At 57.8% G+C, this 20,163-nt stretch carries 20 protein-coding genes; 17 read left to right on the top strand and 3 right to left on the bottom strand.

The genetic code is table 11. From position 1 onward, the window contains the following. Positions 1 to 37 precede the first annotated feature (37 nt). The gene (gene livJ / locus ADJ24_RS08070) at positions 38 to 1,138 is read left to right on the top strand and encodes a branched chain amino acid ABC transporter substrate-binding protein LivJ (protein ID WP_072163886.1); all 1,101 of its coding nucleotides are present in this window, start codon (positions 38 to 40) and stop codon (positions 1,136 to 1,138) included. Between the two features lie 90 nt (positions 1,139 to 1,228). Here livJ and panM read toward each other — a convergent pair whose 3' ends face one another. Continuing rightward, entirely contained in the window at positions 1,229 to 1,618 is a 390-nt protein-coding gene (gene panM / locus ADJ24_RS08065) for an aspartate 1-decarboxylase autocleavage activator PanM (protein WP_023310021.1), read from the bottom strand. Between the two features lie 424 nt (positions 1,619 to 2,042). On the opposite strand from panM, the gene livK reads away from it, so the two are divergent. The 10 genes from livK to ugpQ all read left to right on the top strand — a co-directional run bounded on the left by livK (position 2,043) and on the right by ugpQ (position 12,112). Further along, entirely contained in the window at positions 2,043 to 3,152 is a 1,110-nt protein-coding gene (livK, locus tag ADJ24_RS08060; RefSeq protein WP_023310022.1) for a high-affinity branched-chain amino acid ABC transporter substrate-binding protein LivK, read from the top strand. Positions 3,153 to 3,198: 46 nt separating this feature from the next. Then, positions 3,199 to 4,125 (top strand): high-affinity branched-chain amino acid ABC transporter permease LivH, encoded by a 927-nt coding sequence (gene livH / locus ADJ24_RS08055; protein ID WP_008500099.1) that lies wholly within the window; start codon positions 3,199 to 3,201, stop codon positions 4,123 to 4,125. Then, positions 4,122 to 5,399 carry a branched chain amino acid ABC transporter permease LivM gene (gene livM, locus ADJ24_RS08050; RefSeq protein ID WP_023310023.1) on the top strand — a complete coding sequence of 426 codons (1,278 nt, stop codon included), beginning with the start codon at positions 4,122 to 4,124 and terminating at the stop codon, positions 5,397 to 5,399. Before livH ends, livM begins: the two co-directional genes overlap by 4 nt. Next, a complete protein-coding gene (gene livG, locus ADJ24_RS08045; RefSeq protein WP_023310024.1) occupies positions 5,396 to 6,163 on the top strand; it encodes a high-affinity branched-chain amino acid ABC transporter ATP-binding protein LivG in 768 nt (255 codons plus the stop codon). Before livM ends, livG begins: the two co-directional genes overlap by 4 nt. Position 6,164: 1 nt before the next feature. After that, positions 6,165 to 6,878 carry a high-affinity branched-chain amino acid ABC transporter ATP-binding protein LivF gene (livF, locus tag ADJ24_RS08040; RefSeq protein ID WP_008500102.1) on the top strand — a complete coding sequence of 238 codons (714 nt, stop codon included), beginning with the start codon at positions 6,165 to 6,167 and terminating at the stop codon, positions 6,876 to 6,878. A gap of 253 nt (positions 6,879 to 7,131) precedes the next feature. Continuing rightward, the gene (gene ugpB / locus ADJ24_RS08035) at positions 7,132 to 8,448 is read left to right on the top strand and encodes a sn-glycerol-3-phosphate ABC transporter substrate-binding protein UgpB (protein WP_023310025.1); all 1,317 of its coding nucleotides are present in this window, start codon (positions 7,132 to 7,134) and stop codon (positions 8,446 to 8,448) included. Positions 8,449 to 8,567: 119 nt separating this feature from the next. Further along, entirely contained in the window at positions 8,568 to 9,455 is an 888-nt protein-coding gene (gene ugpA / locus ADJ24_RS08030; RefSeq protein ID WP_023310026.1) for a sn-glycerol-3-phosphate ABC transporter permease UgpA, read from the top strand. Beyond that, a complete protein-coding gene (gene ugpE / locus ADJ24_RS08025; RefSeq protein ID WP_023310027.1) occupies positions 9,452 to 10,297 on the top strand; it encodes a sn-glycerol-3-phosphate ABC transporter permease UgpE in 846 nt (281 codons plus the stop codon). The genes ugpA and ugpE overlap by 4 nt, the downstream gene beginning before the upstream one ends. 1 nt (position 10,298) lies before the next feature. Next, positions 10,299 to 11,369, top strand: a complete 1,071-nt coding sequence (locus ADJ24_RS08020) for a sn-glycerol-3-phosphate import ATP-binding protein UgpC (RefSeq protein ID WP_023310028.1) — start codon at positions 10,299 to 10,301, stop codon at positions 11,367 to 11,369. Continuing rightward, positions 11,366 to 12,112: a glycerophosphodiester phosphodiesterase gene (gene ugpQ / locus ADJ24_RS08015; protein WP_023310029.1), complete on the top strand. Its 747-nt coding sequence runs from the start codon at positions 11,366 to 11,368 to the stop codon at positions 12,110 to 12,112. Before ADJ24_RS08020 ends, ugpQ begins: the two co-directional genes overlap by 4 nt. Here the strand turns inward: ugpQ and ADJ24_RS08010 are convergent. Then, positions 12,096 to 12,473, bottom strand: coding sequence for a DUF2756 family protein (locus ADJ24_RS08010; RefSeq protein WP_023310030.1), 378 nt, complete (start codon positions 12,471 to 12,473; stop codon positions 12,096 to 12,098). The genes ugpQ and ADJ24_RS08010 overlap by 17 nt on opposite strands. Before the next feature lie 123 nt (positions 12,474 to 12,596). Between ADJ24_RS08010 and ggt the strand changes: the two genes are divergently transcribed. Further along, on the top strand, positions 12,597 to 14,342 hold the full coding sequence (gene ggt, locus ADJ24_RS08005) for a gamma-glutamyltransferase (protein WP_023310031.1): 1,746 nt from the start codon (positions 12,597 to 12,599) through the stop codon (positions 14,340 to 14,342). A 106-nt stretch (positions 14,343 to 14,448) separates the two neighbouring features. Here ggt and yhhY read toward each other — a convergent pair whose 3' ends face one another. Next, positions 14,449 to 14,937 (bottom strand): N-acetyltransferase, encoded by a 489-nt coding sequence (gene yhhY / locus ADJ24_RS08000; RefSeq protein ID WP_023310032.1) that lies wholly within the window; start codon positions 14,935 to 14,937, stop codon positions 14,449 to 14,451. A 256-nt stretch (positions 14,938 to 15,193) separates the two neighbouring features. Between yhhY and ADJ24_RS07995 the strand changes: the two genes are divergently transcribed. The 5 genes from ADJ24_RS07995 (at position 15,194) to gntU (ending at position 20,145) form a co-directional block, all read left to right on the top strand. Then, positions 15,194 to 16,231 (top strand): oxidoreductase, encoded by a 1,038-nt coding sequence (locus ADJ24_RS07995; RefSeq protein ID WP_023310033.1) that lies wholly within the window; start codon positions 15,194 to 15,196, stop codon positions 16,229 to 16,231. Between the two features lie 123 nt (positions 16,232 to 16,354). Further along, positions 16,355 to 17,050, top strand: a complete 696-nt coding sequence (locus ADJ24_RS07990; RefSeq protein WP_048702301.1) for a pirin family protein — start codon at positions 16,355 to 16,357, stop codon at positions 17,048 to 17,050. A 101-nt stretch (positions 17,051 to 17,151) separates the two neighbouring features. Further along, the gene (gene gntR / locus ADJ24_RS07985; RefSeq protein WP_021242747.1) at positions 17,152 to 18,147 is read left to right on the top strand and encodes a gluconate operon transcriptional repressor GntR; all 996 of its coding nucleotides are present in this window, start codon (positions 17,152 to 17,154) and stop codon (positions 18,145 to 18,147) included. 126 nt (positions 18,148 to 18,273) lie between these two features. After that, positions 18,274 to 18,801: a gluconokinase gene (gene gntK, locus ADJ24_RS07980; RefSeq protein ID WP_023310035.1), complete on the top strand. Its 528-nt coding sequence runs from the start codon at positions 18,274 to 18,276 to the stop codon at positions 18,799 to 18,801. Positions 18,802 to 18,804: 3 nt separating this feature from the next. Continuing rightward, positions 18,805 to 20,145, top strand: coding sequence for a gluconate transporter (gene gntU, locus ADJ24_RS07975; RefSeq protein WP_023310036.1), 1,341 nt, complete (start codon positions 18,805 to 18,807; stop codon positions 20,143 to 20,145). The last annotated feature ends 18 nt before the right edge of the window (positions 20,146 to 20,163 follow it).

The raw sequence follows: 20,163 nt of genomic DNA, 5'->3' as shown, positions 1-20,163 counted from the left end.
AACAATCGTAATAACCATAATAATGGGGAATCTCAGGATGAACATGAAGGGTAAAGCGTTACTGGCAGGATGTATCGCGTTGGCATTCAGCACCATGGCACAGGCAGACATCAAGGTGGCTGTGGTTGGCGCAATGTCCGGTCCGGTAGCACAGTACGGCGACCAGGAATTTACCGGCGCTGAACAGGCGGTTGCAGACATTAATGCTAAGGGCGGTATCAAAGGCGAAAAACTGCAGATCGTAAAATATGATGATGCCTGTGACCCGAAACAAGCGGTCGCGGTTGCGAACAAAGTGGTGAACGACGGGATCAAATACGTTATCGGCCACCTGTGTTCTTCCTCTACTCAGCCAGCGTCTGACATCTACGAAGACGAAGGTATTCTGATGATCACCCCAGCGGCGACCGCACCGGAGCTTACCGCGCGCGGCTACAAGCTGACCCTGCGCACCACCGGCCTGGACTCTGACCAGGGCCCAACCGCGGCGAAATACATCGTTGAAAAAGTGAAGCCGAAGCGCATTGCCATCGTTCATGACAAGCAGCAGTACGGTGAAGGTCTGGCGCGTTCAGTGCAGGATAACCTCAAGAAAGCGAATGCCGACGTGGTGTTCTTCGACGGGATCACCGCCGGTGAGAAAGACTTCTCCACCCTGGTGGCGCGTCTGAAGAAAGAGAATATCGACTTCGTTTACTACGGTGGCTACCACCCGGAAATGGGTCAGATCCTGCGCCAGGCGCGCGCTGCGGGCCTGAAAACCCAGTTTATGGGGCCGGAAGGCGTAGCGAACGTTTCCCTGTCTAACATTGCGGGTGAATCAGCCGAAGGCCTGCTGGTAACCAAACCGAAGAACTACGATCAGGTCCCTGCGAACAAACCTATCGTAGATGCCATCAAGGCGAAGAAACAGGATCCAAGCGGCGCGTTCGTCTGGACCACCTACGCGGCGCTGCAGTCGCTGCAGGCGGGCCTGAACCAGTCGGCCGATCCGGCTGAGATTGCCACCTGGCTGAAAGCGAATACCGTCGAGACCGTCATGGGACCACTCTCCTGGGACGCGAAGGGCGACCTGAAGGGCTTCGAGTTCGGCGTGTTTGACTGGCATGCTAACGGCACGGCGACAGACGCAAAATAAAAGCAAAAAGGCAACGTAAGTTGCCTTTTTTAATGTTTTCTCCCTCTCCCCGTGGGAGAGGGCCGGGGTGAGGGCATCAGGCAGCACAAATCAGCCCTGGCGCTTCTCCCAACCGCTCTCCTGCGCCGTAAACCCTAACGCCTGCATAAACGCCGCCATCACGCCGCGGTCTTCCACGCCCACGTCAGCCATCCACCATGAGGTCACGCTCGGGTTTTCGCGGATCACTTCTTCAATTAAATACTGTCCCACACCGCGACGACGGGTGACGTCACGCACGCGCAGCGAGTCCAGCGCCCCTTCTGTACCGCTCAGGGTTACGCGAACCGCAGCCAGCAGGCGTTCGTTAAAACGCGCGGCATAAATGCGGTGGGTCTCATCAACGCGCAGCGACGAAGGGGAATATTCCGGCCAGATCTTGCCCAGGTCGATATGATCCTGGTCGCTAAAGGTCACCAGACGCACGATAGTCAGTTTCATTAGCCACTTGTCCAAATCAGATTGAGTAGGGGCAGTGTACTCAATTTATTCACTCAGCGGCTTCCTCTTTTTATTCTCATTAACCAGGTGATTAGTTTTTTGGCAACGCGATGGGCAGTTTGAAAACACATGGATCGAAAAATAAGCAGAATTTTAACCTGAACGGTAGTGATTTATTCGGCGCTTTGTACCGTTATTTTATGCTGCAAACTGCACTTTTATTTGTTTATCTCTGCCTGATTTCAGAATATTATCTTTGCTTAATCGCCTGAAAAATAGAGATTTTAGTCTGGTTTTTGACAAAAAACTGCGCTAAACCATTAAAGGCACTGGTAAAAATAGCGTTGTTCATTAAAAGTACAGAATGCTTTTTAACCATAATAAAACAAAATATAAACACGACATCACGAATGGGGATTCAGAGATGAAAAGGAACGCGAAGACGTTAATCGCGGGGATGGTCGCACTGTCGATCTCGCATGCCGCTATGGCAGACGACATTAAGGTTGCGGTAGTGGGGGCGATGTCCGGCCCTGTTGCCCAGTGGGGTGACATGGAGTTCAACGGCGCGCGCCAGGCCATCAAAGACATCAACGCCAAGGGCGGCATCAAAGGCGACAAGCTGGTGGGCGTGGAATATGACGATGCCTGCGATCCTAAACAGGCCGTCGCGGTCGCCAACAAAATCGTCAACGACGGTATCCAGTATGTGATCGGCCACCTGTGCTCATCCTCCACGCAGCCTGCGTCTGATATCTACGAAGACGAAGGCATACTGATGATCACCCCAGGCGCAACGAACCCGGAGCTGACCCAGCGCGGCTATCAGCACATCATGCGTACCGCCGGTCTGGACTCCTCGCAGGGCCCCACCGCTGCCAAATACATCCTCGAGACCGTTAAGCCACAGCGCATTGCCATTATTCATGACAAACAGCAGTACGGCGAAGGCCTGGCGCGCTCCGTGCAGGACGGCCTGAAAAAAGGCGGCGCGAACATCGTCTTCTTCGACGGCATTACCGCCGGTGAGAAAGACTTCTCCGCGCTGATTGCCCGCCTGCAAAAAGAGAATATCGACTTCGTTTACTACGGCGGCTATTACCCGGAGATGGGACAGATGCTGCGTCAGGCGCGCGCCACCGGTCTGAAAACCCAGTTTATGGGGCCAGAGGGCGTGGGCAATGCCTCCCTGTCAAATATCGCGGGGGATTCTGCCGAAGGCATGCTGGTGACGATGCCAAAACGCTATGACCAGGATCCGGCCAACAAGGCTATCGTGGATGCGCTCAAGGCGCAGAAGAAAGATCCGAGTGGTCCGTACGTCTGGATCACCTACGCGGCCGTACAGTCTCTGGCCGCCGCGCTGGATCGCTCCGGCAGCAAAGAACCGCTGGATCTGGTTAAAGATTTAAAAGCACACGGGGCGAACACCGTGATTGGGCCGCTGAACTGGGATGAGAAAGGCGATCTGAAGGGATTTGAGTTTGGTGTCTTTAAGTGGCACGCCGACGGTTCATCCTCGGCCGCCAAATAATCATCCCACCGCCCGGCATGACGGGCGGGTATAAAAAGGTTTGCATATGTCCGAGCAGTTTCTCTATTTCCTGCAGCAGATGTTTAACGGCGTTACGCTGGGAAGCACCTACGCGCTGATCGCCATCGGCTATACGATGGTTTACGGCATTATCGGCATGATCAACTTCGCCCACGGCGAGGTGTACATGATCGGTAGCTACGTCTCCTTTATGATTATCGCCGCCCTGATGATGATGGGCATCGACAGCAGCTGGCTGCTGGTCGCCGCCGGGTTTGTCGGCGCGATTGTGATTGCCAGCGCCTACGGCTGGAGCATTGAGCGCGTGGCCTACCGGCCGGTGCGCAGCTCCAAGCGCCTGATTGCGCTGATTTCCGCGATCGGGATGTCGATCTTCCTGCAAAACTACGTCAGCCTGACCGAAGGTTCGCGCGACGTGGCGCTGCCAAGCCTGTTTAACGGCCAGTGGATTGTGGGGGCCAGCGAAAACTTCGCGGCCTCTATCACCACCATGCAGCTGGTTATCTGGGTCGTGACCTTTATTGCGATGCTCGCCCTGACGCTGTTCATCCGCTACTCGCGTATGGGACGCGCCTGCCGCGCCTGCGCGGAAGACCTGAAGATGGCGAGTCTCCTCGGCATCAACACCGACCGCGTGATTGCCCTGACCTTCGTGATTGGCGCCGCGATGGCGGCGGTGGCGGGTGTCCTGCTCGGCCAGTTCTACGGCGTGATCAACCCGTACATCGGCTTCATGGCCGGGATGAAAGCCTTCACCGCGGCGGTTCTGGGCGGTATCGGCAGTATTCCGGGCGCGATGATCGGCGGCCTGATCCTGGGCGTGGCGGAAGCGCTCTCCTCGGCGTACCTGAGCACGGAATATAAAGACGTGGTGTCGTTTGCCCTGCTGATTCTGGTTCTGCTGGTGATGCCTACCGGTATTCTGGGCCGTCCGGAGGTAGAGAAAGTATGAAACCGATGCATTTTGCAATGGCGCTGCTCTCTGCCGCCATGTTCTTCGTGCTGGCCAGCGTCTTTATGGGCGTCCAGCTTGAGCTGAATGGCACCAAACTGGTTGTCGATACCGCAGCTGACATTCGCTGGCAGTGGGTATTTATCGGTACGGCCGTGGTGTTCCTGTTCCAGCTGCTGCGTCCGCTGTTCCAGAAGACGCTGAAAAACGTCTCCGGTCCGAAATTCGTGCTGCCGGCAATCGACGGTTCTACGGTTAAGCAGAAGCTGTTCCTCGTGGCGCTGCTGGTAGCCGCCGTGGCGTGGCCGTTTGTGGTGTCTCGCGGCACCGTGGATATCGCCACTCTGACCATGATCTACGTGATTCTCGGCCTCGGTCTGAACGTGGTCGTGGGGCTCTCGGGCCTGCTGGTGCTGGGCTACGGCGGCTTCTACGCCATCGGCGCCTATACCTTCGCGCTGCTGAACCACTATTACGGCCTCGGCTTCTGGACCTGCCTGCCGCTGGCGGGGCTGGTCTCTGCCGCTGCTGGCTTCCTGCTTGGCTTCCCGGTGCTGCGTCTGCGCGGTGACTACCTGGCGATTGTGACCTTAGGCTTCGGCGAAATCGTCCGTATCCTGCTGCTCAACAACACCGAAGTGACCGGCGGCCCGAACGGCATCAGCCAGATCCCGAAACCGACCTTCTTCGGCCTGGAGTTCAGCCGTACCGCCCGCGAAGGCGGCTGGGACACCTTCAGCAACTTCTTCGGCGTGAAGTATGACCCGTCCGACCGCGTGATTTGGCTCTATCTGGTGGCGCTGCTGCTGGTGGTGATTACCCTGTTCGTGATCAACCGTCTGCTGCGCATGCCGCTGGGCCGCGCGTGGGAAGCGCTGCGTGAAGATGAGATCGCCTGCCGCTCCCTGGGCCTGAACCCGACCCGCATCAAGCTGACCGCGTTCACCATCAGCGCCGCGTTTGCTGGTTTCGCCGGAACGCTGTTTGCCGCGCGTCAGGGCTTCGTCAGCCCGGAATCGTTCACCTTTGCCGAATCCGCCTTTGTGCTGGCAATTGTGGTGCTCGGCGGGATGGGCTCGCAGTTTGCCGTTATCCTCGCGGCCATCCTGCTGGTGGTCTCACGCGAGCTGATGCGCGACTTTAACGAATACAGCATGCTGATGCTGGGTGGTTTGATGGTGCTGATGATGATCTGGCGTCCGCAGGGTCTACTGCCGATGACCCGTCCACAGCTGAAGCTGAAGAACGGGCAAGCGAAAGGAGAGCAGGCATGAGTCAGCCATTATTATCCGTTAACGGCCTGATGATGCGTTTTGGCGGCCTGCTGGCGGTCAACAACGTGAATCTGGATCTGCACAAGAAAGAGATTGTCTCCCTGATTGGTCCGAACGGCGCGGGAAAAACCACGGTATTTAACTGCCTGACCGGCTTCTACAAGCCAACGGGCGGCACTATCATGCTGCGCGATCAGCACCTGGAAGGGCTGCCTGGCCAGCAGATCGCCCGCATGGGCGTGGTGCGTACCTTCCAGCACGTGCGTCTGTTCCGCGAGATGACGGTGATTGAGAACCTGCTGGTGGCACAGCATCAGCAGCTGAAAACCGGGCTGTTCTCCGGCCTGCTGAAAACCCCGGCCTTCCGCCGCGCGCAGGATGAAGCGCTTGACCGCGCCGCCACCTGGCTCGACCGCATTGGCCTGCTGCAGCACGCCAACCGTCAGGCGAGCAACCTGGCCTACGGCGACCAGCGCCGCCTGGAAATCGTGCGCTGCATGGTGACGCAGCCGGAAATCCTGATGCTCGACGAACCGGCGGCAGGGCTCAACCCGAAAGAGACCAAAGAGCTGGACGAGCTGATTGCCGAGCTGCGCGACAGTCACGACACCACCATCCTGCTGATTGAGCACGACATGAAGCTGGTAATGGGCATTTCGGACCGTATCTACGTGGTAAACCAGGGCACGCCGCTGGCAAACGGCACGCCGGAAGAGATCCGCAACAACCCGGACGTGATCCGCGCATACCTTGGTGAGGCATAAGATGGAAAAAGCGATGTTAACGTTCGACAAGGTCAACGCGCACTACGGCAAGATCCAGGCGCTGCACGACGTCAGCCTGCATATCAATCAGGGTGAAATCGTGACCCTGATTGGCGCCAACGGCGCGGGCAAAACCACGCTGCTCGGCACCCTGTGCGGCGACCCGCGCGCCACCAGCGGGCGGATTGTGTTCGATGGTAAAGACATTACCGACTGGCAGACTGCCAGAATCATGCGCGAGGCGGTGGCGATTGTTCCGGAAGGGCGCCGCGTATTCTCGCGTATGACGGTGGAAGAGAACCTGGCGATGGGCGGTTTCTTCGCTCACCGCGATGAATACCAGACCCGCATCAAGTGGGTATACGAACTCTTCCCGCGCCTGTGGGAGCGCCGCATCCAGCGTGCGGGCACCATGTCCGGCGGTGAGCAGCAGATGCTGGCGATTGGCCGCGCGCTGATGAGCCAACCGCGCCTGCTGCTGCTGGACGAACCGTCGCTCGGTCTGGCGCCGATCATCATCCAGCAGATTTTTGACACCATTGAGCAGCTGCGCAAAGAGGGGATGACTATCTTCCTCGTCGAGCAGAACGCCAACCAGGCGCTGAAGCTCGCCGACCGTGGCTACGTGCTGGAGAACGGCCGCGTGGTGCTGGAGGATACCGGCGACGCGCTGCTGGCGAACGAGGCGGTGCGGAGCGCGTATCTGGGCGGATAGGTAAAAGCAAAAAGGCAACGCAAGTTGCCTTTTTTAGTGTTTGCTCCCTCTCCCCGTGGGAGAGGGTCGGGGTGAGGGCACCAGACCGCACCTAACCCCCCCATCCCCCTTCATACAACCATCATCCCCCTGACGCCTGGCTGTCACTTATCTGTAAACAAACAGTTATTTTTCTGTAATTCGAGCATGTCATGTTACCTCGCGAGCATAAAACGCGTGATATCGCGCATCCGGCACAATAAGAGAGATGACAATGACATCGTTACGACACACAGCTTTGGGTCTGGCACTGGGTCTGGCTTTTGCGACGAACGCAATGGCTGTGACCACCATTCCGTTCTGGCATTCCATGGAAGGGGAGTTGGGTAAAGAAGTTGACTCCCTGGCGCAGCGCTTCAACGACACCCATCCGGATTACAAAATTGTGCCGGTGTACAAAGGCAACTACGAGCAGAGCCTGAGCGCGGGCATCGCCGCCTTCCGTACCGGCAACGCGCCGGCCTTGTTACAGGTTTATGAAGTGGGTACCGCCACCATGATGGCCTCCAAAGCCATCAAGCCGGTCTATGAAGTGTTCAAAGAAGCGGGCATCAACTTCGATGAATCCCAGTTCGTGCCGACCGTAGCGGGTTACTACACCGATTCCAAAACCGGCCATCTGCTGTCTCAGCCGTTTAACAGCTCCACGCCGGTGCTGTACTACAACAAAGACGCCTTCAAAAAAGCCGGTTTAGACCCGGAGCAGCCGCCAAAAACCTGGCAGGACCTGGCGGAGTACACCGCGAAGCTGAAAGCGGCGGGGATGAAGTGCGGCTACGCCAGCGGCTGGCAGGGCTGGATCCAGATTGAAAACTTCAGCGCCTGGCACGGCCTGCCGGTGGCGACCAAAAACAACGGCTTCGACGGCACCGATGCGGTACTAGAGTTCAACAAGCCGGAGCAGGTGAAGCACATCGCGCTGCTTGCCGATCTGAACAAGAAGGGCGACTTCAGCTACTTCGGGCGTAAAGACGAATCCACCGAGAAGTTCTACAACGGCGACTGCGCCATTACCACCGCCTCTTCCGGCTCGCTGGCGGATATCCGCCACTACGCCAAATTCAACTACGGCGTGGGCATGATGCCGTACGACGCTGACGTGAAGGGCGCGCCGCAGAACGCCATCATCGGCGGAGCGAGCCTGTGGGTGATGCAGGGTAAAGACAAGGGCACCTACAAAGGGGTGGCCGAGTTCCTCGACTTCCTGGCCAAGCCTGAAAACGCCGCCGAATGGCATCAGAAGACCGGCTACCTGCCGATCACCAAAGCCGCGTACGACCTGACCCGCGAGCAGGGCTTCTACAGCAAGAACCCGGGCGCGGACATCGCGACGCGTCAGATGCTGAACAAGCCGCCGTTGCCGTTCACCAAAGGCCTGCGTCTGGGCAACATGCCGCAGATCCGCACCATCGTGGATGAAGAGCTGGAAAGCGTGTGGACCGGGAAGAAAACGCCACAGCAGGCGCTGGATTCTGCGGTAGAGCGCGGGAATCAGCTGCTGCGCCGCTTTGAGCAGTCGACGAAATCGTAAAAAAATGCCCGGTGACGCGCAGCGTTCCGGGCCTACGGATTAATGCGGCCTGATGCCTCACCCCAACCCTCTCCCCCAGGGAGAGGGAGAAAACAGAAATCGCCAGGAACCAAATCTCAATGTCATCATCCCGTCCGGTGTTCCGTTCCCGCTGGCTTCCGTACCTGTTGGTCGCGCCGCAGCTGGTCATCACCGTTATCTTCTTTATCTGGCCTGCGGGCGAAGCGCTGTGGTACTCGGTACAAAGCGTCGATCCGTTCGGGCTCTCCAGCCAGTTTGTTGGCCTGGACAACTTTACCGCGCTGTTCCATGACAGCTACTACCTGGACTCCTTCTGGACGACGATGAAGTTCAGCGCGCTGGTGACCGTCAGCGGTCTGGTTGCCTCGCTGTTTTTCGCCGCGCTGGTGGACTATGTAGTGCGCGGCAGCCGTATTTATCAAACCCTGATGCTGCTGCCTTACGCCGTGGCTCCCGCCGTCGCCGCCGTGCTGTGGATCTTCCTGTTTAACCCCGGGCGCGGGTTGATTACCCACTTCCTGGCCGAACTGGGCTACGACTGGAACCACGCCCAGAACAGCGGCCAGGCGATGTTTCTGGTGGTGTTCGCCTCGGTGTGGAAGCAGATCAGCTACAACTTCCTGTTCTTCTTTGCCGCGCTGCAGTCCATTCCGCGTTCGCTGGTGGAAGCCGCGGCGATTGACGGCGCAGGACCCATTCGTCGCTTCTTCAGGCTGTCGCTGCCGCTGATCGCCCCGGTGAGTTTCTTCCTGCTGGTGGTTAACCTCGTGTACGCCTTCTTCGACACCTTCCCGGTGATCGACGCGGCGACCGCAGGCGGTCCGGTGCAGGCGACCACGACGCTTATCTATAAGATCTATCGCGAAGGCTTCGCCGGTCTGGATCTCTCCGCCTCCGCCGCGCAGTCGGTTGTGCTGATGTTCCTCGTCATCATCCTCACGGTGGTGCAGTTCCGCTATGTCGAAAGTAAGGTGCGCTACCAATGATTGAGAACCGTCGCGGGCTGACGATTTTCAGCCATACCATGCTGATTTTAGGGATCATCGTTATCCTCTTCCCGCTGTACGTGGCGTTTGTCGCCGCCACGCTGGACACCAAAGCGGTGTTCGACACGCCGATGACGCTGCTCCCCGGCGGGCATCTGTTCGAGAACATGAAGACCATCTGGACCCGGGGCGTGGGCGCCAACAGTGCGCCGTTCTGGCTGATGATGCTCAACAGCTTCATCATGGCGTTTGGCATTACGGTCGGCAAAATTACGGTGTCGATGCTTTCGGCCTTCGCCATCGTCTGGTTCCGCTTTCCGCTGCGTAACCTCTTCTTCTGGATGATCTTCATTACGCTGATGCTGCCGGTAGAAGTGCGTATCTTCCCGACGGTGGAGGTGATCGCCAACCTGAAGATGCTCGACAGCTACGCGGGCTTAACCCTGCCGCTGATGGCCTCGGCGACCGCCACCTTCCTGTTCCGCCAGTTCTTTATGACTCTGCCGGACGAGCTGATTGAAGCGGCGCGCATCGACGGCGCGTCGCCGATGCGCTTCTTCCGCGACATCGTGCTGCCGCTGTCGAAAACCAACCTTGCGGCGCTGTTTGTGATCACCTTTATCTACGGCTGGAACCAGTACCTGTGGCCGCTGCTGATTATTCAGGACGTCAACCTCGGCACCGCCGTGGCGGGCATCAAAGGCATGATCGCCACCGGCGAAGGCACCACCCTCTGGAACCAGGTGATGGCGGCGATGCTGCTCACCCTTATCCCACCCGTAGTCATTGTTTTAGCCATGCAGCGCGCGTTTGTCCGCGGCTTGGTCGATAGCGAGAAATAAGATGGCAGGTTTAAAACTTCAGGCAGTAACCAAAAGCTGGGATGGTAAAACCCAGGTGATTCAGCCGCTGACGCTCGACGTGGCGGACGGGGAATTCATCGTGATGGTCGGCCCGTCCGGCTGCGGCAAATCCACCCTGCTGCGCATGGTGGCGGGGCTGGAGCGCGTAACCTCCGGGGATATCTGGATTGATCGTCAGCGCGTCACCGAAATGGAGCCAAAAGACAGGGGCATCGCGATGGTGTTCCAGAACTACGCCCTCTATCCGCACATGAGCGTGGAAGAGAACATGGCCTGGGGGCTGAAAATCCGCGGCATGGGCAAAGGCCATATCGACGAGCGGGTGAAAGAGGCGGCGCGCATTCTCGAGCTGGACGGCCTGCTGAAGCGCCGCCCGCGCGAGCTCTCCGGCGGCCAGCGCCAGCGCGTGGCAATGGGGCGCGCCATCGTGCGCGATCCGGCGGTATTCCTCTTCGACGAGCCGCTGTCTAACCTCGACGCCAGGCTGCGCGTGCAGATGCGTCTTGAGCTGCAGCAGCTGCACCGTCGTCTGAAAACCACCTCTCTGTACGTCACCCACGATCAGGTTGAAGCCATGACCCTCGCCCAGCGCGTGATGGTGATGAACAAAGGCGTTGCCGAGCAGATTGGTACCCCGGTGGAGGTCTACGAGAAACCGGCCACCCGTTTCGTGGCGAGCTTTATCGGCAGCCCGGCGATGAATCTGCTGGAAGGGCGTATCAGCAATGCGGGCACGCACTTTGAGCTGGAAAGCGGGATGGCATTGCCGATCAACTGGTACTATCGTGGCCACGCCGGGCGTAAGATGACGCTTGGTATCCGCCCGGAACATATTGGTTTAACCTCTCAGGCGGAAGGCGGCGTGCCGCTGGTGATGGACACGCTGGAGATGTTGGGTGCAGATAACCTAGCGCACGGGCGCTGGGGCGAGCAAAAAATGGTGGTGCGGCTGGCACATCAGGAGCGCCCTAAAGCAGGCAGCACGCTGTGGCTACACCTGCCGGAAAATCATCTGCACCTGTTTGACGGTGAAACAGGACAACGAGTATGAGCAACTGGCCTTATCCCCACGTCGTCGCCCACCGTGGCGGCGGTAAGCTGGCGCCGGAAAATACGCTGGCGGCGATTGACGTTGGCGCACGCTACGGTCACACGATGATCGAGTTCGACGCCAAGCTGTCGAAAGACGGCGAGATTTTCCTGCTGCATGACGATAACCTCGAACGCACCAGCAACGGATGGGGCGTGGCTGGCGAGCTGCCGTGGCGCGATCTGCTGAAGGTCGACGCCGGAAGCTGGTACAGCGGCGAATTCAAAGGCGAACCGCTGCCGCTGCTGGCGGAAGTGGCCGATCGCTGTCGCCTGCACGGGATGATGGCCAACATCGAAATCAAACCGACCACCGGCACCGGGCCGCTGACGGGCAAAGTCATTGCCCTGGCCGCGCGCGAGCTGTGGGAAGGGATGACCGCGCCGCTGCTGTCATCATTTGAAATCGATGCGCTGGAGGCCGCACAGGCGGCCGTGCCGGAGCTGCCGCGCGGGCTGCTGCTTGACGAGTGGCGCGAGGACTGGCGCGAGCTGACGACACGCTTAGCGTGCGTTTCTATCCATCTCAACCACAAGCTGCTGGATGAGGCGCGGGTGAAGATGCTGAAGGACGCGGGTCTGCATATTCTGGTCTACACGGTTAACAAACCCCAGCGCGCAGCCGAACTGCTGCGCTGGGGCGTGGACAGCATCTGTACCGATGCAATCGACCTGATCGGCCCGGACTTTAGTTCTGCGGATTAAGCATACTGCCATTCGACTGCGGCGGCAGCATGTGCTGCTGTCCGCTGCCTGACGACGTCATCCCCCCTAACATTCCGCCGTTTTTGTTCGGCAGCGGCTGCTCGCGCACCTGACCCTGCTGTACGCGCTGGGTATTGGCATTCATCTGATTTTGCAGGCTTTGCTGCTGCATCTGGGTCTGCGTTCTCAGTTGCTGATTGAGCATTCCTTTTTGCTGCTGCTGTTGGCTCATCATCTCCGTCTGCATACGCTGCTGGCTCGGGATAACGTAACCCTGCTGGTTCGGGTTATTCATGGTGTTGAGTGGCTGTGCGAGCGCGGCAAACGGGATCAGCGCCGCAAGAATCATCAAGCGTTTCATTGTCATTTCCTCCTTTTGAGGTCTCTCTTAAGTTTACCCCGATTTCACCATGACGATGATTTTTTAGGAGTTGTGAACCAGGCTTAAGCGGGGAATATGGATCCCTTCACCTGGAGAACAATAATGATGAAACCAACGTTTTTGCGCTGGGTCGCCATTGCCGCGCTGATGGCAGGCGGTACATTTAGCGTGGCGGCCAACCCGCCCGCGGCGCCTCCGGTCTCTTACGGCGTGGAGGAAGATGTCTTTCATCCCGTGAGGGCAACCCACGGGATGGTGGCGTCAGTGGATGCACTGGCGACCCGCGTGGGCGTCGACATTCTCAGGCAGGGCGGTAACGCGGTGGATGCAGCGGTCGCCGTCGGCTATGCGCTGGCGGTGACGCATCCGCAGGCGGGGAACCTGGGCGGCGGCGGCTTTATGATGCTGCGCACCAAAGACGGCAAAACCACCGCCATCGACTTCCGCGAAATGGCCCCTTCTCAGGCGTCCCGCGATATGTTCCTCGACGATCAGGGTAACCCTGACAGCAAAAAATCCCTGACTTCGCACCTCGCCACCGGCACGCCGGGTACCGTCGCGGGCTTCTCGCTGGCGCTGGAAAAATACGGCACGATGCCGCTGAACAAGGTGGTGCAGCCTGCCATCAAGCTGGCGCGCGACGGCTTTGTGGTAAACGATGCGCTGGCGGACGATCTCAAGACCTACGGCAGCGAAGTCATTCCGAATCACGAAAATAGCAAGGCCATCTTCTGGAAAGACGGTGAGCCGCTGAAGAAGGGCGACAGGCTGGTGCAGAAGAACCTCGCCAAAAGCCTGGAGCTGATTGCGGAGCACGGCCCGGACGCCTTCTACAAAGGGGCGATTGCCGACCAGATTGCCGAAGAGATGCAGAAGAACGGCGGGCTCATCACCAAAGCGGATCTGGCGGAATACAAGGCGGTGGAGCGCGAGCCGATTAGCGGCACCTATCGCGGATACGAGGTCTTCTCCATGCCGCCGCCGTCCTCCGGTGGGATCCACATCGTGCAGATCCTCAATATTCTCGAAAACTTCGATATGCACAAGTTCGGCTTCGGCAGCGCGGACGCCATGCAGGTGATGGCGGAAGCGGAAAAACGCGCCTACGCCGACCGGTCGGAATATCTCGGCGATCCGGATTTCGTGAAGGTGCCTTGGCAGGCGCTGACCAACAAGGCGTATGCCAAATCCATTGCCGATCAGATCGACATCAACAAGGCCAAGCCGTCGAGCGAGATCCGCCCCGGCAAGCTGGCACCGTATGAAAGCAACCAGACCACCCACTTCTCGGTGGTGGATAAAGACGGTAACGCGGTGGCGGTGACCTATACGCTCAATACCACCTTCGGCACCGGGATTGTGGCGGGCAACAGCGGCATTCTGCTGAACAACGAGATGGATGACTTCTCTGCCAAACCGGGCGTGCCGAACGTCTACGGGCTGGTGGGCGGCGATGCGAATGCGGTAGGGCCGAAGAAACGTCCGCTATCGTCCATGTCGCCCACCATTGTCGTGAAAGACGGGAAAACCTGGCTGGTAACCGGCAGCCCTGGCGGCAGCCGTATTATCACCACCGTGCTGCAGATGGTGGTGAACAGCATCGACTTTGGGATGAACGTCGCCGAAGCGACCAACGCACCGCGTTTCCATCACCAGTGGCTGCCGGACGAGCTGCGCGTGGAGAAGGGCTTTAGCCCGGACACCATCAAGCTGCTTGAACAGCGCGGGCAGAAGGTGGCGGTGAAGGAGGCGATGGGCAGCACCCAGAGCATTATGGTCGGGCCGGACGGGGCGCTGTTTGGCGCGTCGGATCCGCGGTCGGTGGATGATTTGTCGGCGGGGTATTAACGATTCCCTTCACCCTAACCCTCTCCCCGCAGGGGAGAGGGGATTGCACGGTGCGGTCTTTTCTCCCTCGCCCCTGTGGGGAGAGGGCCGGGGTGAGGGGAGTGTGTCACTTCATTCTCGCCATATAATACGCATCCACATACTCACCGTTGCGCAGGGCAAATTTCCTGCCGGTCCCTTCGATTTCAAAACCAAAATTTTTATAGAGCGCAACAGCCGCTGGGTTATCGGCAAAGACCGTTAACTCGATACGTTCGATGCGCAGCCAGTTGTCGCACAGATTAACCATTTCGCTCATGAGCCTGCGGCCAACGCCGCGACCCTGCATATCCGCAGCCACGCTGATGCCGAATGTGGCAACGTGGCCGCGACGCGGGTTTTCCATTACGTCCAGCGCCATATGTCCAATAACGCGCTGGTCCAGACAGGCAACAAGATGGCGCCGGCTTGGTTTTGTCGCAACGCGTTCGTGCCACATTTCCATTGAGGGATGAGGGAGCTGTAGCGTGTCGTGATACACATCAGGATGCGACATGATGTCGCGCAAAGCTTCTGCATCGCTGGGTTCGATGTGGCGTATCACTATCTCACTCATTCCTTATTCCTCAGTCATTTAAACGTCCCTTCCAACATCAATGACTTTAAAACTTGAGTCAACCGCTATTTTTTGCAAAAAGTATTGGACAAGTGCGAATGAGAATGATTATTATTGCTCTGCATTCAGGAAGACCGCTACGGGAACCTGAAAGCACGACATTGCTCACATTGCTTCCAGTATTACTTTAGCCAGCTTTTAGCTGGCTTTTTTTTTGTTATGGTTAGACTCAGTAACCTTCCAAAAGGACTGAGCCATGACACTACATTGCGCATTTATTGGATTTGGTAAAAGTACGACCCGCTACCACCTGCCGTATGTTCTCAACCGTAAAGACTGCTGGCACGTGACCCATATCTACCGCCGCCGCGCGAAGCCGGAAGAGCAATCCCCGCAGTATTCTCATGTCCATTTCACCAGCGATCTTGATGAAGTTCTTAACGACCCGCAGGTCAAACTGGTTGTCGTCTGCACCCACGCCGACAGCCATTTTGACTACGCGAAACGCGCGCTGGAAGCGGGCAAAAACGTGCTGGTAGAAAAACCGTTCACCCCGACCATCGCCGAAGCAAAACAGCTGTTCGCGCTGGCGAAAAGTAAAGGCCTGACCGTTACGCCGTATCAGAACCGTCGCTTTGACAGCTGCTTCCTGACGGCAAAAAAGGCGATTGAAAGCGGCAAGCTGGGCGGCATTGTGGAAATCGAAAGCCACTTCGATTACTACCGTCCGGTGGCGGAGACCCAACCCGGCCTGCCGCAGGACGGCTCGTTCTATGGTCTGGGCGTGCATACGATGGACCAGATCATCTCCCTGTTTGGCCGACCGGACCACGTGGCGTATGACATCCGCAGCCTGCGTAATAAAGCCAACCCGGACGACACCTTTGAAGCGCAGCTGTTCTACGGCGACCTGAAAGCCATCGTCAAAACCAGTCATCTGGTGAAAATCGACTATCCGAAATTTATCGTTCACGGAACCCGAGGCTCGTTCATCAAGTACGGCATCGACCAGCAGGAGACCAGCCTGAAGGCCAACATCATGCCGGGTGAGCCGGGCTTTGCGGCGGATGATTCCGTGGGCATTCTGGAATACGTAAACGATGAGGGCGTGACGGTCAGGGAAGAGATGAAACCGGAAATTGGCGACTATGGCCGCGTCTACGATGCGCTGTATGAAACTCTCACAACCGGCGCGCCGAATTACGTCAAGGAATCTGACGTTCTGACCAACCTGGAAATCCTCGAGCGGGCCTTCGAGCAGGCTTCTCCTGCCACGGTAACCCTCGCGAAATAAGCAAAAACGGCTCCTCTGCGCTTATTCATAATTTTTGAACAGAGGAGTCAATTTTCACCCTCTATGATCCCAGGCGGTTTGCGTCCACACTTACTCCATCGAAACGAACTGAGGGTGAAAACAATGATCTACTTACGCAAAGCAAACGAACGTGGTCACGCGAATCATGGCTGGCTGGACTCATGGCATTCATTCTCGTTTGCCGACTACTACGACCCGAACTTCATGGGCTTCTCCGCACTGCGCGTGATTAACGACGACGTGATTGATGCAGGCCAGGGCTTCGGTACCCACCCGCACAAAGACATGGAAATCCTGACCTATGTGCTGGAAGGGGCGGTTGAGCACCAGGACAGCATGGGCAACGAAGAGCAGGTTCCGGCGGGCGAGTTCCAGATTATGAGCGCGGGCACCGGGGTGCGTCACTCCGAGTACAACCCGAGCAAAACGGAAAAACTGCACCTGTATCAAATCTGGATCATTCCAGAAGAGACCGGCATCACGCCGCGCTACGAGCAGCGCCGCTTCGACGCGAAACAGGGCAAACAGCTGGTGCTGTCCCCGGATGCGCGTGAAGGTTCTCTGAAGGTTCATCAGGATATGGAGCTGTACCGCTGGGCGCTGGCGAAAGACGAACAGTCTGTGCACCAGATTGCCGCCAACCGCCGCGTCTGGATCCAGGTGGTGAAAGGTGAAGTGTCCATCAACGGCACCAAAGCGACAACCGCCGATGGCCTGGCCGTCTGGGATGAGCAGGCGCTCTCCGTGCATGCCGACAGCGAAAGTGAAATTCTGCTGTTTGACCTGCCGCCGGTGTAATAAATCATAAATAAATGCCCATCCTTCCCTTTGACAGGGGAAGGATGGGCTTTGTCCGTGATAAACTGAGCAAATCTTTCACTTCAAGATTTCTCAGGACGATGAAAAAGAAACGCCCCGTACTTCAGGATGTCGCCGATCGCGTCGGTGTGACCAAAATGACGGTCAGCCGTTTTTTACGTAACCCGGAGCAGGTTTCCGTGGCGTTACGTGGCAAGATTGCCGCTGCCCTTGATGAACTGGGTTATATCCCCAACCGCGCGCCCGATATTCTCTCCAATGCGACCAGCCGTGCGGTGGGCGTTCTGCTTCCTTCCCTGACCAACCAGGTTTTCGCCGAAGTTTTGCGCGGCATTGAAAGCGTCACCGATGCTTTTGGCTATCAGACCATGCTCGCCCACTACGGGTACAAGCCGGAGCTGGAAGAAGAACGTCTTGAATCGATGCTTTCCTGGAACATCGACGGCCTGATTTTAACGGAACGTACCCACACTGCCCGCACGCTCAAAATGATCGAAGTGGCCGGTATCCCGGTGGTGGAGCTGATGGACAGCCAGTCGCCGTGCCTCGATATCGCCGTGGGGTTCGATAACTTCGAAGCGGCGCGCCAGATGACGGCGGCCATCATCGCCCGTGGGCATCGTCATATCGCCTATCTGGGTGCGCGTCTTGATGAACGTACTATCATCAAACAGAAGGGATACGAGCAGGCGATGCTCGACGCGAACTTAACCCCCTACAGCGTGATGGTGGAGCAGTCCTCTTCCTATACGTCGGGTATTGAACTGATGCGTCAGGCACGACGCGAGTATCCGCAACTGGACGGTATTTTCTGCACCAACGATGACCTTGCGGTCGGCGCGGCGTTTGAGTGTCAGCGTCTGGGGCTCAAGATCCCTGATGATATGGCAATTGCCGGTTTCCACGGCCACGACATCGGCCAGGTGATGGAGCCGCGTCTGGCGAGCGTCCTGACCCCGCGTGAACGTATGGGCCGCATTGGCGCAGAACGCCTGCTGGCGCGCATTCGTGGCGAGACGGTTACCCCAAAAATGTTAGATTTAGGTTTCACCTTGTCACCGGGTGGATCTATTTGAACTGACAAATTTGAAGTAGCTCACACTTATTCACTTCGCGCACGTTTGGATATTGCTTCTCTTTTGCCCCGGCAGGACAATGTTACCGATAACTGTTACCCGTAACAATTGACTGAGGGACACCCTTTGAGCACGACTAATCACGATCACCACGTCTACGTCCTGATGGGCGTTTCCGGTAGCGGGAAATCAGCCGTAGCCAGCGAAGTGGCGCATCAACTCCAGGCTGCGTTTCTTGATGGCGACTTCCTCCATCCGCGCAGCAACATCATAAAAATGGCCTCCGGCGAGCCGCTGAACGACGACGACCGCAAACCGTGGTTGCAGGCGCTGAATGACGCCGCGTTCGCTATGCAGCGTACCAACAAAGTCTCCCTGATTGTTTGCTCCGCGCTGAAAAAAACCTACCGCGACCTGCTGCGCGACGGCAACCCGAACCTCTCTTTCATCTACCTGAAAGGGGATTTCGAGGTGATTGAAAACCGCCTGAAGGCGCGTAAAGGTCACTTCTTCAAAACCCAGATGCTGGTGACGCAGTTCGAAGCGCTGCAGGAGCCGGGTGAAGACGAGAAAGACGTCTTAGTGGTTGATATCGATCAGTCACTGGAGGGTGTTGTTGCTAGCACCATCGAGGTCATTAATAAAAGGCAGTAAGTTTTGAGTACATTAACGCTAGTTTTGACAGCAGTGGGTTCCGTGTTGCTGCTGCTGTTTTTAGTGATGAAGGCGCGTATGCACGCTTTTGTCGCTTTGATGGTGGTTTCTATAGGTGCAGGTCTCTTTTCCGGTATGCCGCTCGACAAGATCGCCGCGACGATGGAAAAAGGGATGGGAGGCACGCTGGGCTTCCTGGCGATTGTGGTCGCCCTTGGCGCGATGTTTGGCAAGATTTTGCACGAGACGGGCGCGGTCGACCAGATTGCCGTCAAGATGCTGAAATCCTTCGGCCACAGCCGCGCGCACTACGCGATTGGTCTGGCGGGCCTGATTTGCGCGCTGCCGCTGTTCTTCGAAGTGGCCGTTGTGCTGCTGATAAGCGTCGCGTTCTCCATGGCGCGCCATACCGGCACTAACCTCGTGAAGCTGGTTATTCCGCTGTTTGCGGGCGTGGCGGCGGCCGCAGCGTTTCTGCTGCCTGGGCCTGCGCCGATGCTGCTGGCGTCCCAGATGCACGCCGACTTTGGCTGGATGATCCTGATCGGCCTGTGCGCGGCAATCCCGGGGATGATTATCGCCGGCCCGCTGTGGGGCAACTTCATCAGCCGTTACGTTGAACTGCACATTCCGGATGACGTCACCGAGCCGCACCTGGGCGAGGGCAAAATGCCGTCCTTCGGCTTCAGCCTGTCGCTGATCCTGCTCCCGCTGGTTCTCGTGGGTCTGAAAACCATCGCCGCGCGCTTTGTGCCGGTGGGTTCCAGCGCCTATGAATGGTTCGAGTTCATCGGTCACCCGTTCACGGCGATCCTGGTGGCCTGTCTGGTGGCGATTTACGGCCTGGCGATGCGTCAGGGAATGCCGAAAGACCGGGTGATGGAGATCTGCGGTGCCGCGCTGCAGCCGGCGGGTATTATCCTGCTGGTGATCGGCGCCGGCGGCGTGTTCAAGCAGGTGTTGGTGGATTCTGGCGTGGGTCCGGCTCTGGGCGAAGCGCTGACCGGGATGGGCCTGCCGATTGCGGTAACCTGCTTTGTGCTGGCCGCGGCGGTGCGTATCATTCAGGGTTCCGCAACCGTGGCGTGCTTAACCGCCGTGGGTCTGGTTATGCCGGTGATTGAACAGCTGAACTACTCGGGTGCGCAGATGGCGGCGCTGTCTATCTGTATCGCGGGCGGTTCGATTGTGGTCTCTCACGTTAACGACGCGGGCTTCTGGCTGTTCGGGAAATTTACCGGCGCTACCGAAGCGCAAACCCTGAAAACCTGGACGCTGATGGAAACCATCCTCGGCACGACGGGTGCGATTGTCGGGATGATTGCTTTCACATTGCTGAGCTGAACGCGGTGATTTAACAAG

It is taken from the genome of Enterobacter sp. 940_PEND (assembly GCF_001059415.1).
Lineage (GTDB): Bacteria > Pseudomonadota > Gammaproteobacteria > Enterobacterales > Enterobacteriaceae > Enterobacter > Enterobacter cloacae_M.
The sequence above is the reverse complement of the archived record's forward strand: the minus strand, read 5'-3'. Positions and strand labels throughout refer to the sequence as shown.